The organism is Pantoea sp. RSPAM1 (genome assembly GCF_038816185.1).
Classification (GTDB): domain Bacteria; phylum Pseudomonadota; class Gammaproteobacteria; order Enterobacterales; family Enterobacteriaceae; genus Pantoea; species Pantoea ananatis.
This window is the reverse complement of the sequence record NZ_CP046137.1, coordinates 2,585,973-2,598,364: the sequence shown is the minus strand read 5'-3', so window position 1 is coordinate 2,598,364 and position 12,392 is coordinate 2,585,973. Positions and strand designations below refer to the sequence as shown.

Sequence of the window (12,392 nt, the reverse complement as noted above, 5' to 3'; positions counted from 1 at the left end):
CTCATCAAACTGGGCTGACGCGCCATTGGGTGAGTCTGATGGCGCGAAAATGCAGGTGATCATTACTGGCTTGTTACTTTATCCGTCTGAAAGACATTAACCCTCAGGAGTACAACGTTGAAAAAACACCTGCAGTATGATTTTCATCACTTAGGGATTCCGGTCAGTGATGGCCTGCAAGACGGCAGTTACAGTCAACGTGCTGGCATGTACACTGCCGATAACCCTGGCCAGTTTCGGGTGCAGTGGCACCGGTTCGAAGCCGATTCACCTTTGCATCATCTGATCCGTACTGTGCCACATGTGGCATTTAAGGTGGCCGATCTTCAGGAGGCCATTCGCGATGAGGAGGTTATACTTGGGCCTTATGAGCCGATCGACGGTTTTTTTGTTGCGATGATCAATGATGCTGGCGTGCCGATTGAACTTATCCAGACTGAACTGACGGATGATGAAGTGTGGCGAAAGGCGAGGTCTGGCGAGGGACGTCTCTACCAGGCTGAGTGATGCCAGAGGGGTATTGCCAATGCGAAGAAACAGTCGTATTCGTTAAGAGTAAATTAGATAGCAGCATGGCGACTACCATTTCTGACCTCTCTTGTTGGAGCAACCCTGTTGAACTCTGCGCCTTAAAGTAATCTTTCAGGATTTATGTGAATGCTTACTTATAACTTGCTACGGGCGCTATCGTTTTGGTGTTTATTTTTAGTTCTGTCCGGTTTACCTGTCAGCGTACCGCCCGACATTACGCAGCGGCTGATGAGAGAGGGCTGTTTGAAAATCATGCTCAACAAAAGAATTAAGTTAGAATAATGGCTTTCACGAATGTCATGAAATAATTACAAGTTATTGCCCTCGCGAGACTAACGTCTGTTCATATCCTCAGTTAATTTCTGGTGAAAATGGTGCTGAAAATAGTTTAATACAGCCTGCAACCCTTAAAAATAGTGTGCAGGCTGTCTGGATAAATGTCAGAAATCTAAAAAATCATCATTTTCAAGGTAATAGTTTAAAGCATCAATAAAATCTTGATTACTGGCAGAAGGTTTTTGTTCGATTACTGATAAGATTACATCAGCAAACTGCTCACCAGAATAAATATATGATAAACCTCTGCTAACCGCATCTTGCGGATAGACTTCTTTATCGTTTTCATCTACCTGTGGATAACCGGAGACCAAATATTCTTTTTCTCCAAATAACTCTCCGTCTGAGCCATAAATGCAAAAATTATCATCTTCGCAACGTGATTTAACCATGATGTAAATTATATTTTTCAATTTCATATGGTTACCTTTAATCGAGATACTATCCCCTTTTTATTTAGGTTTTAGCTACATCCATTTCTGAAACTATGATTCAGAATTATTACTTCATAAATCCTGATTTTATATTCAATGGTGCTCGCCTGTCATTTTTTAAATCTTATATTAAATGCGAATCGAAAAGTTTCACCTTAAATAAAAGCCGTTGTTAATGTAAAAACTGAACCTTAATATATTTTCTATGTTAAGGTTCAGTTCAATTTACTACGGGAGTTTATTTATTTTATTAACTGTAAAGGTTTTTTACAAAAATGCCGTTTCACTACTGCCAATTTTTTCTATATTTCCATTTATCATTTTTACACCAATTCCATGTTCACTATCAATTTTTGTTGAGAACATAAAGCCATATTCATTTTCTTTATCTGGGAAAATGTACAGTTTAATAAGTTTAAGATCAGACGGTTCTTGACTGTAAATTTTGATACAATACTCATGAACTGCCTTTTGAGTTTTTTGCAAAAATTCATTTTGGTGATTAATTAAAAAAAGTATATCATCTTTCATCTTTTTATCTGATAATTCAGATTCAAGATTAACACATTGTACTTCATCCGGACCGAATGCTTTTAACTTCAAATCGACAGCAATACCTTCATCATCTTCATAAAATTTTAAGTCTTCTGATTGCATAATGTACCTCACTATTTACAATTCAATGATTTTTCAGTTTTATTCGCTTCAAGTGATTCATATTTAACACATGATACTGTTCGTATTGGCTCACTGAGACGGTGTGAGGGAAAGTGGCTTCATGAGCGCTCGTCTCTACAAGTTGCATGGTAGAAGTATTCGTTATGGGATCATAATCATTTAAATGGTGCCAGGTATAGCCATCTGGATGTGATTTACCAGTGATATTCCCAACTGAGTTTTTGTAATTTTCTAATTCGTTTACTGCCTTAAAGTCGCCATAACGACTGCCTGTCATTGGTATTTTTACAATATTTTCACCATGAGATAAAGTGCATCACTTCCTGAGAAGTCGACCTCAGTAATCCAATATGGTTATGTAACGTAAAGCGTCCAATCTGAGGATCGTAAAACCGGGAAAGATAACTGGCGATATGTCTTTTTGCCGAACATGGACTGGTGCAGTTCCCTAATGCACCAGTTTAGGATGAAATAAATCAATTTTTTTTCAGTTTATTGATGAATGATGAAAACGACGCTGAGACTTTATCTAACTCATTTTCGTCAATGAGCCAGATCTTCACTTCACCATAACTTTCTGAAACAGTAGATATCAGAAACAGATTTCCACCATCATCATATGCGAATGGAATCATACCTAAAAGATTAGGCCAATCTTCTAATAATTCTTTGTAGCGTTTTTCAATTGGGAGTTTCCCATGGGAAAATGAGAAAAAGCCACCAAGCAGAAACGGGTTAGGCTCATTTTCTTCGGGCAAATAGCCACCATTATTTCTCAAATAAAAATCAATAAAATCCTTTGGTAAAGCTATCTTATTAGAAGTTTCAAAATTTCTTATATCATCTAAACTAACATTTTTTTCCGATTCATCCAAAACTAAGGACATGATTTTTTTCCTCCGAATCTCGCTGGGTGTGTATAGCTTTTTCCAGTAGCAGCTTTATATTGACTTACACCGCCGCTATGGGGAATTCCTGAATGCGCATTCTGTTCTACAAGTTGCATCGTACCTGTGTTGGTTTTTGGGTCATAATCATCTAAATGGTGCCATACATAGCCTCTTGGAGTAGATTTTTGATTAAGACCGGCGATTTCGTTTGCTGACTGAAAGTCAAGATCGTAATCCCCAGAATAACTTATAGTTACAACCGGATTGACATCCAATCTCTTATTATACAGAGCATCACTAAGAGAGTAATCTAAGCCCCCTCCCTGAGTTCTTGTAACACCGCTATATCCTCTGTCTTGAATTCTGGCAATAGGATCAACAGCTAATCCAAGTGGATCAATCCATCCCAGCGGATTCGGTGCATACTGATAAAGGTTCCAGCCTCCCAGTAATCCTATGGGGTCCTGTACCGTAAAGCGTCCAACCTGCGGATCGTAATACCTGAAAAGATTATAGTGCAGCCCCGTTTCACTGTCTGCGTATTGCCCGGCATAGCGCAGTGGCTGATGAGTGAGGGCAGTTTGTTGCATGACTCTTTGGAAGCCTTCCGTCTGCCGTGTAACCTCGCCAAAGCTTCCGTAATGACCGCTCCAACGGAGTTGTCCCTGTTCATCAATGATATCCAGCGGTGCACCGTTCAGATCGGTTGTGAACCAGAGAACCTCTCCACTATTTTTGTCACGCAAATGGTCAATACGCGCCAGCGGGCTGTATATTTCGTTCGGGTCGTAAACATATGTCTGACACTGCCCGTTCTGCTGCTGTTCCTGCAACAGTCGCAGGCCCTGCCACAGAAAGCGGGTCTCCCTGGTGCCGTGTGGCGTGGTGACCGTTTTGCGAGTGCGACGGCCCAGCGCATCATAATGGTAGTGCGCGGTAAAACGGCCTTCTGGTCCATTGCCCCCGGCCCGTATCAGCCGGTTTTCCGCGTCATATTCATAATGCTGTTCATACAGGCCGCTGCGACGGCTGATAAGGTTTCCCCACCAGTCGTATTTCATAAACAGGTTCTGCCAGTGCGTCAGCCGGTTCTCCGTTAGCGGCAGGGCAGGCAGGCCATCATCCGGCAGCAGGTTATCCGCAGCGTCGTAGCGGAACGTCCGGGTGCTGTGACCCGGATGGGCTTCGTAGTGCCTTAGAAGACGACCTTCCTCATCATAGCCATAAATTGTGTTGCCCCGCAGGGTGTCACTGACGTCTGACAGTTCTCCCCGCCCGGTGTAGTTGAAGGCGCGTTCGAAGATTGTCTGTTCCGGCAGGTCGGGTGTGAAACTGCGCTGCCGGGTACGTCTGCCCAGACTGTCATAATGGCGGGTCTGCTCACGGGTTCCCTGAGTGCGGGCCACCTCCCTGTGAAGGCGGTCGCGTGTAAATTCAGAGATGATTTGCTGACCGAAGCGGATGGCGCTGACGTGGCCGGAACCGTAATGCAGCCAGCTTATCTGCTGGCCGCCGGGCAGGTTCAGCGCAGTGAGATTACCCAGAACGTCATACGCGGAATGCAGTTCACCGTTGACTCCCTGTTCAGCGAGCAGGTTTCCTGCCGAGTCAAAGGTAAACTGAATTTCATCTTCTTCAATTCCCAGCGCCATGCCATCGGCGGTTGGCTTGCGGGTCAGGCCGGTAAGCTGCCCGCTGTTTTTACGCTGGTAATGGTACTGAGCATCGCGGGTAGTGCGTGTGGTCAGCAGGCCGCTGCTGTCATAGCTGAAATGCTGAGCGCGTCGTGGGATGCCGCCATCAACGTCTGGTCTGCCGTTTTCGGTCAGCGTGGTGAGCAGTCCACGCGCGTTCCACTCCATCTGCCGGCAAGTGTCATCCGGGCGGATTTCGCTCAGTGGGTGGCCTGTCGGGTCATATGTAAAACGGTACTCGCCACCGTTGCCGTTTTTCAGACGCAGCAGATTGCCTCTCGGGTCATAGTGCCAGCGGCGGGTTCGTCCCGTGCGGTCGGTAACGCTTTCTGGCAGTCCAAGCGCAGAATACTGCCAGCGAACCTCACTTTCCAGCGGGTCTCGCCAGGCCGCAAGTTGCCCGTGTTCGTTCCATTGTAACGTTTCATGACTGCCATCGGCCCGAATTACGGCGGTAATCTGGCCTGTATCGTTCCATTCGCGGCGTGTGAGGTTGCCTTCTGCGTCCTCGCTGGTGATAAGCTGACCAAAGCGGTCATACGTAAAGCGGGTCACGCTGCCGGAGCAGTCGGTGCGTTGCGTCAGCAGCCCCTGACGGTTCCACACCAGTAGCACGTCACCACCACTGGCATCGGTGATGCGGTCAGGCAGCGTTTCTTCTTCATCAGGGTAGTGATACGTGGTGGTGTGATTCAGTGCATCGGTTTCCGAAAGCAGGCGACCGTTCAGGTCATACACAGACTGAGAGGCTGATGAATCCGGGAAAACCGTGCGGGCTATTCTGTCAGTATTACGGAACCAGTAATACGCTGTGGTGCGCCCTGCCGGGTCGGTCTCTGACGTCAGGCGACCGTAGCGGTCCCACTGGCTGCGCCGCATGGCTCCGTCAGGCAGGATAACTTCGCACAACTCGCCATCACGACAGACGAAGCCGGTCTGGCGAGCGTCATAATCGGTGAAACGTGCAACATTGTCATCGTCGTCAACGAGCCAGTGTGCCTGTGCGCCATCCTCGCGGGTGGCGCGGCGGGTGCCGTTTTCAAAATCGTAATCAAAAATAAGCTGCTCACCCGCGCTGTTGCGGTAAGCCAGCACGCGGGGCAGTCCGTCAATGCTCTGCCAGAGATACTCGTTCAGCAGACCGTTGCTGTCCTCATGGCTGCGCAGTAAATCCGTGCCGTCTCCGTCATCATACCAGCCAAAGTGGCGGCGTACCTGACCGCCGCGTCCGGTGACGCTAATCAGCCGGGCCTTAGCGTCGTAATCGTAGCTGACCAGACAAATCTCATCATCCAGCCAGGCTCCGGCAAGGCGAACCTGTCCGCTGACGGTCTGATAACGGCAGACCACGCGCTGTCCGGCGCTGTCGGTGAGCGCATGCAGCGTATGGTCGTCGTTCCAGTCAAAAAGAATATCGTTACTACAGGGTTCGGTGAGTCGCAGCGGCAGGGAAGGGGAATCATCCTGCAGAGATGCGTAACACCAGCGTTCGCCGCTGATGTCATACACTGACCAGGTATCATCCTGATGGTGTTCCAGCCAGCGTTTTTCGGTTTCGCAGAAGGTACGCTTCCCTTTCGGCACGAGAGGAAATGACACGTAATCGCCGGACGGTGCACGCCACACCAGCCCGTCCTGATATTTTTCCAGTCGCGTTTCCCAGAAAAGTGACCAGCCACGGCCCAGTACGCTGTCGCCGGGATTGCCACTGCGCCAGTAACGCTGCCAGACAACCGACAGACGGGAAGGTAATACAAAGTCCAGCTCGTGATCACCGGAGAGGAATTTCTGCCCACTGACGATATCAACCGGGCGGGCGATAATGCCCACGGCGGCGGCGCTGGTCATCAGCACGCCAGCGCGGCAGGCGACGCGGGCCAGTTTGTTGATACCCGGGATTTTACTGAACAGTCTTCCCAGCGCACCGACTTTGCCTGCCGCTCCGCCCGCTCCACCAAGCAGTCCGGCAAATAAAAGCGTCAGGTCAGAGGCTTTATAGAGCCATTCCGGGACTTCTGACTGTATTGGCAGTGTCTGTTGCGGCTCACCGCCGATAATCACATCTGCTGAACCGGTCATGACCTTTCCACCACAGGTGGTCTGATCGCCGAGACGGGCAGCAGGCAGGCCATTGATGTACACGCGTGAGGAGCCTTCGGCCATCTGCTGTGAGCCAGCATCTTTGGCGCATTCCACCATGCTGTCGGTGGCAAGGGCGGCAGGTCTGCCATTAATGAACACATTATGAGAGCCGGTGGCGATAACGCCTTCCTTCTCCATGCTGGTGGCCCCGGCATCCGCGATACTGTCTCTGGCCTTCGTTGCCAGTTCGCCCGTAAAATAACCCACCGCCAGGCTGGCTCCGACCAGAAGCACACCAATGCCCAGGCAAGACGCACCGATACCGGCAATCATCAATGCCCCGGCGGCGATACCTCCCGCTGCGGCAATCAGTCCACCAACAATCGTTCCGGCAATCATCCCGGCCAGCGCATGAGAATGGCCGATATCATCACCCACGCGTGCCGCCTCGAACATAATAACGTTCCTTAATTGTCAGGTGTTAAAAGAAAAGCTGGCAAGCAGCGCATGGAACTGTTGACTGTCTCTGTCCGTCAGTATCGCGGTGCAGGTCATGGTGAACACCAGAATCTTGTTTTCAGAGGTGTTAAATACCGCCTGCTGCTGGAAGACCCGTTTACCGTCACGCAGGTAGCTGGCATGCACACATTCACCCTGCAACAGGTTATTGCCGAGCACAGCAGTCACCCGTTTCGTTTGCTTCCAGCCTTTCAGATGCTTCTGCATCAGCGTTAACTGCCGGTCAATATAACCTGACAGCGTCTCGCCATCATTCCTCGAATCGCGGGAGATGTTAAAGGCTGGCGTGTTCTCACCGGGCAGGGTAAAGACATTAACGGTGCGATCCTGATAGTGGTCAGGAAGGGTGATGTGGCCTTCGGTAAAAACGCAGAGAGGGAGATTATCAGGCATTGAGCAGCTTCCGTATGCATCAGGGCGGTTTAAGTGTGCCACAGGGTCTTGCTGCAAGCTATACGGAGGTTTTATTTACTGACTGAAGTTGTGCGTTCTGAGCCAATCACTTTTCCAGAATCGTAGATGAAGTTAGCATCCGTAGGCTTGGAAACTTCTGCTGATTTACTCCCTGTATCCTTAGCCTCCCATTGACGTTTGGTAATCTGCAATTTCGTAACAGGAGACTTGTTCCCCGTTGATTAATACACTGTAATGTTAATAATGTCTTGATAAGCCACATGAGGACATCCCCATGAAGAAGCGATTTTCCGAAGAACAGATCGTCAGTATTCTCCGCGAGGCGGAAGCCGGGGTTTCTGTCCATGTGGTGCGGGTGTTATTTTCCCTGACTGGATGCCTATAGATTGCAGGGAAAACCACTCGTTCAAGCATATCCAATTGCCGTGTTTTGGTAATTTCGGCCCAGACGTTGAACCGTTATTTTTTAATCATTGTATTGATTTGTATGTATTTTATTTTTACAATCTATCTTGGTACTCATTTATGTACTCACTTTAAGTTTTGTGAATATTGACTTGATAATCATCTACTCAACCATGTGTATTTTTTCAATAGATTAGATGATGTCTACTTGCCAACCACGCTGCTGAAGCAACTGAATTTGTTCACTAGATATTCGATCAGAGTGAAGGGCTAGACAAAGTAAATGTTTCGGACGACTCATTGCGACATAAAACTGCCGCATAAAAACTTTATTGGGTTTGAATGCCCTAAGTGAATTTGGTTTCTCTGGTAGGCTGGCATTGGGATGCTCTACGTTGGGTAGCTCTCCAGTCAAATATGGCAACATAGTTTGTAGATCGAATGTGTGGTTTTTGGTCTCAATAACTAGCGTTGCATCATGGGTCTCGCCTTTGACAGCATGTATTGTTGATAGCTCAATATGAAAGCCATCCTCATGGATTAGAGTGTTATCTTTCAAGGGAGTAAGTGAGCTTGCGTGTTCAGCCTGTCTAGCTTCATCTGGATTTGTATCTTCATGAAATGCCATATAATCTGTTGCCTCGGCGGGGATGTTTTCTAACCTTAGCAAGGAAATTAATGTACGGCAGGCAATTTCCCAATGTTGTTGTTTTGTAACTTTAGCCTCGGTGAGTAAATAAAATAACCCTTTACGAAAGCGAGTCCAGCTTCCTATTTTGATTAAATATTCTCGTAATGTTGTACTGGAAAAATATTTCTCATTGTCATCAATCTTATTGCACATTCGCATAAGCTTAAGAATACACGTTAGTAAGAGTTTATAATTATCTGCCAAATCGATAGTTGAATTTTCTTGGCACCGGCGAACAGCTTCTATAAAATAATTTTCTTTGAAATGACTTTTTGATTTGGTTTTGTCAAAATCAGGCCAATAATGGCCTATTCTAAATTGTGCTTCATTGGGTGCTATCTTAGCTCCGACTGCACCAACAACTTTTACCGTAAATTTTTTATTTTGTTTATATTCTACAGAAAACTGATTTGAAACAATTTGAGCAAAATGCTCAATGACTTTTTCGCAAGTATCGTCATTGAAAATGATAACAGTATCGGAAAATCTATTTCGAGTAGTATGGGCTTGTGCTCTATCTAATAAATTTGCTTCTGTTAACTCCGTTTCCAATGGGATTTCATTGAAACTTAAATTACAAATTTTGTTAGATAGAACTCCATCAAAGCGATGAGATGTATGAATTACATAATCCATCTGGTCTCGCAACTTACCGTTAAAGCTTTGATTAGACTCTTCTGTTCCAATGTTATTAAAAATAGATTGATCTGGATCTCCAAAACGCTGAACAATGAGTGATGAATTATGCAGGAAGACTTTACTTAAAAGCATATCTTGGAATTTTTGTGTATCCTGCATTTCATCAATTAAAACAAACGGAAACCTTGCTCGAATGACCTCAGCTAATTCAGGATTGTTTGTGCATGCTTTATCGGCGTGCGTATACATATCACGAAAAAGAAACACGCCTCGTTCATCCAGATAATTTTTTAATCGGCCAAGGTCGCGTTTAGCCCTCTGAAGATTATTATCTTGATTCCAGCTTCTGGGTTTTTTATCAAGATTAATTTCTTCACCATTCTGAGAAATATATCGGAATGTACCTCTGAAGAAAGCCTCTTGTTCTATAGTATTGCCTAATCCATTTAATGTCCCTTTAAACCAAGAAAATTGAGCTAATTCGAGCAGTTTAATAGCTTGCTTAGCGTATATCTCATTGTCTACTGTGATATCTTGAATACCACGAGATCTGATATATGGTAATGCTAAAAAGCGGTGTATAAACTCCTGAATGGTCCCAATAAAATGAGGATATTTCAGTAAATGCTGTGCAGCTTTTGATGTTGAGCATTGAAGGCGGCTAATGATCTCATCTTTAGCCACATTGGTATGAGACAGGACGCATATCCCTCGGTGTGGAGAGTTCCACTTTTTAGCAAGAAGAATGAGCTTAGTGGCAATCAATGTTGTTTTTCCACTTCCCGGGCAAGCTTGTACATCAATAGAGTGCATAGCTTTCAGAATTGAAATACGCATATCATCCTGTAGAATAAGCTTTTCAGATTCGGCTATCTCAGTAATGTCGTCATGCGTAATAAAGCCTTCAAACGACTGCGGCATTCTGCACCTCTTCGATATTTTCTTCAATAGGCTCTGTTACATATTGAATAGCCTCAATTAGATAGTTTGGAAGCCTCTGTTTGAGTTCGATTGCAAACTCGTTTTTTGCCTGTGTTTGGGCCGACTTAGAAATATCGCTATTATTGGCATCCTCATCACTAAGAGAAGCTATCGTGTCATCAATTTTTTGGTCTTGTTGCTTTTGAAGAATGCTAGACAGTTTATAGGCAAAGTCTGTTTTTGAAACTTGGCTAAGAATGAATGTCGCTTTGGTATCATCATCGCCAACGATATTATCGATTCCTACATTGGAGCCAACAGTAGCTTCATAGCACTCACTAAAAAGACCGTATTTAGCCAGACAGTACTCGAAAGTCCAGTCATCCGATATTTTGACTACAACATTTTGCTTATTTAATTGATCGATATGTTCATTTTTTCTCTGCTGGTCGTCGGGGTAATTTCTTCGCCAATAGACTTGATTTCTGCTATTTTCTTTTTTAAACCCGTATGGGTTACTGCCGTCATCTTTTTCTTCAGCACAATCAGGCCAAAGATCAAGGTCCCTAAGTACGCATATTTTTGTCGGATGCCATGCATTTGGGTTCCCATCTTGGCCGGATCTTAAGAATAACTTGGCAAAACGCTTCCATGAGCCGCTATTGTCATATTTGACGATAGATACGCCATAATTTTCTAAAGGGCGCCCCAACAACTTTGCCAATTCAGGTAACAGGATATTCTCACCATCACCTTCAACAAGTAGGACTGCTTTAGCAAAAAAGACATTCGCTTTAGTTGAATCTAAAAATTTTCTTAAAAATTGGTAATCATCTTTAGCAAGTTCTGTTTCACCAACAGCAAGCGGCCAAGCTCCCCCTTCAGATAGCATGATGATTTCAGCAGGGTCTGCTTTAGAGGCTATGTTAGGACTATGAGTTGTCAGAATACACTGTACTCCATCAGGTTTTTTCTCGGTTTTAGTTGTTTTATTTATGAACTGAAGGAGTTTCATTTGTAGTTGAGGGTGAAGGTGTGCTTCGGGCTCTTCTACGAGAAGTAAAGGAAATTCGTTGTTTGCTTCTTGTTCCAGGAGTAGTAACTCTGCCCCCATAAAAAGAAGGTTGAGGTAACCGAGTCCATGTGATCGTTGGTCATTGGTCAGGGAAAGTGTTAATCCCTCTAATAGAGTGCGTAAATGGCGCTTTTGGATGTGTTTTGGTAGGTTAGATAGGTCTTCTTCTTTAATGCCTACGATATCAATAAATGCACCAAGTTTTGATTTGTCTTTCTCAAAAATAAGCTCATGAAGATATTTTTGCTGAATGTTTTCAGCCGATTTTTTTAGGGCAGCATCATCAGTAAGAAGCTCATCATTTGCCTTAGCGATGATAGTAAGAATACTCTCCATTCCTTCTATAATGTCTTTTGAAGAGCTCAGTATTTGAGATAAACGAGAGGCTCTACCACTAGAAAGTTCCACTTCAGCATCTCTTAGCGGTTTAAGATACGTTGAGGCTAGAAAGTCTCTTATCTCAGACTCAATAGCTAAACCGTTTCCATCGATACCTGAACGTAATTCGGTCTTTATATAGGGATAGCCTCTTTTCTCTAATCCTGTAATTTGAGCGTGTAGCTGAACGTAAAGGACGGAACGGTTTTTCTTTTCACCGTTATCATCTTCATATTCTTCGTGAGAAATATGTTCGACAAAGCGATGTGCATGGAGGCCTACTTCAGAAAATTTTAATTTTATTTTTAAATCATCAGAATTGTTGTGAAAATCTTGCTCTGTAAGATAAGCACGGTCATTGGATTTTGTACCTAGCGTATACCGAATTGCATCAATCAATGCAGTTTTACCTGAGTCATTCTCGCCAACCAACACATTAAGGCCTCGGTTTAACTTCAAGCTTAAATGCTGGAACAGCCTAAAATTTAATATTTCAATATGTGATAAATACAAATTACAGCCCTCTTGAATGCAAAGATTAAATATCATACTTGTATGATAATTTCGTCAAATTTTATACGCCACAAGTAAAAAGTCTACTTACCCATTGATTTTACAGTAGTTAATCATAGTTGATCTGTGACGCTGATCCAATAGGCTGAATGGGGGGGCGATTAGGTAATCTCCTTGAAAAATCAGTAATTT

At 44.8% G+C, this 12,392-nt stretch carries 8 protein-coding genes and 1 pseudogene; 2 read left to right on the top strand and 7 right to left on the bottom strand.

Translation table 11 applies throughout. The annotated features are described in order from the left end of the window. Nucleotides 1–117 precede the first annotated feature (117 nt). Nucleotides 118–507, top strand: coding sequence for a hypothetical protein (locus GKC68_RS12645; RefSeq protein WP_058706484.1), 390 nt, complete (start codon nucleotides 118–120; stop codon nucleotides 505–507). A gap of 464 nt (nucleotides 508–971) precedes the next feature. Here the strand turns inward: GKC68_RS12645 and GKC68_RS12640 are convergent, their stop codons facing one another. Next, complete coding sequence (locus tag GKC68_RS12640; protein ID WP_342656205.1) at nucleotides 972–1,286, bottom strand: hypothetical protein; 315 nt, start codon at nucleotides 1,284–1,286, stop codon at nucleotides 972–974. A 56-nt stretch (nucleotides 1,287–1,342) separates the two neighbouring features. On the opposite strand from GKC68_RS12640, the pseudogene GKC68_RS12635 reads away from it, so the two are divergent. Beyond that, a pseudogene (locus GKC68_RS12635) lies at nucleotides 1,343–1,477 on the top strand (replication protein); the annotation flags it as partial. Between the two features lie 91 nt (nucleotides 1,478–1,568). Here the strand turns inward: GKC68_RS12635 and GKC68_RS12630 are convergent. From GKC68_RS12630 to GKC68_RS12605, 6 genes are all read right to left on the bottom strand, one after another. Then, a complete protein-coding gene (locus tag GKC68_RS12630; RefSeq protein ID WP_263794201.1) occupies nucleotides 1,569–1,958 on the bottom strand; it encodes a hypothetical protein in 390 nt (129 codons plus the stop codon). Nucleotides 1,959–2,455: 497 nt separating this feature from the next. After that, a complete protein-coding gene (locus tag GKC68_RS12625) occupies nucleotides 2,456–2,866 on the bottom strand; it encodes an SMI1/KNR4 family protein (protein ID WP_221611045.1) in 411 nt (136 codons plus the stop codon). Beyond that, nucleotides 2,857–7,101: an RHS repeat-associated core domain-containing protein gene (locus GKC68_RS12620; RefSeq protein ID WP_342656204.1), complete on the bottom strand. Its 4,245-nt coding sequence runs from the start codon at nucleotides 7,099–7,101 to the stop codon at nucleotides 2,857–2,859. The genes GKC68_RS12625 and GKC68_RS12620 overlap by 10 nt, the downstream gene beginning before the upstream one ends. Before the next feature lie 18 nt (nucleotides 7,102–7,119). After that, on the bottom strand, nucleotides 7,120–7,557 hold the full coding sequence (locus tag GKC68_RS12615; protein WP_342656203.1) for a DUF1795 domain-containing protein: 438 nt from the start codon (nucleotides 7,555–7,557) through the stop codon (nucleotides 7,120–7,122). Nucleotides 7,558–8,176: 619 nt separating this feature from the next. Further along, on the bottom strand, nucleotides 8,177–10,234 hold the full coding sequence (locus GKC68_RS12610; RefSeq protein ID WP_342656202.1) for a UvrD-helicase domain-containing protein: 2,058 nt from the start codon (nucleotides 10,232–10,234) through the stop codon (nucleotides 8,177–8,179). After that, the gene (locus GKC68_RS12605; RefSeq protein WP_342656201.1) at nucleotides 10,218–12,236 is read right to left on the bottom strand and encodes an AAA family ATPase; all 2,019 of its coding nucleotides are present in this window, start codon (nucleotides 12,234–12,236) and stop codon (nucleotides 10,218–10,220) included. Before GKC68_RS12605 ends, GKC68_RS12610 begins: the two co-directional genes overlap by 17 nt. Between the last annotated feature and the right edge of the window lie 156 nt (nucleotides 12,237–12,392).

What these genes read in the sequence shown, in the direction of transcription:
- GKC68_RS12640 (WP_342656205.1), bottom strand. Translation starts at nt 1,286, where the DNA reads ATGAAATTGAAAAATATAATTTACATCATGGTTAAATCACGTTGCGAA.
- GKC68_RS12630 (WP_263794201.1), bottom strand. Translation starts at nt 1,958, where the DNA reads ATGCAATCAGAAGACTTAAAATTTTATGAAGATGATGAAGGTATTGCT.
- GKC68_RS12625 (WP_221611045.1), bottom strand. Translation starts at nt 2,866, where the DNA reads ATGTCCTTAGTTTTGGATGAATCGGAAAAAAATGTTAGTTTAGATGAT.
- GKC68_RS12620 (WP_342656204.1), bottom strand. Translation starts at nt 7,101, where the DNA reads ATGTTCGAGGCGGCACGCGTGGGTGATGATATCGGCCATTCTCATGCG.
- GKC68_RS12615 (WP_342656203.1), bottom strand. Translation starts at nt 7,557, where the DNA reads ATGCCTGATAATCTCCCTCTCTGCGTTTTTACCGAAGGCCACATCACC.
- GKC68_RS12610 (WP_342656202.1), bottom strand. Translation starts at nt 10,234, where the DNA reads ATGCCGCAGTCGTTTGAAGGCTTTATTACGCATGACGACATTACTGAG.
- GKC68_RS12605 (WP_342656201.1), bottom strand. Translation starts at nt 12,236, where the DNA reads ATGATATTTAATCTTTGCATTCAAGAGGGCTGTAATTTGTATTTATCA.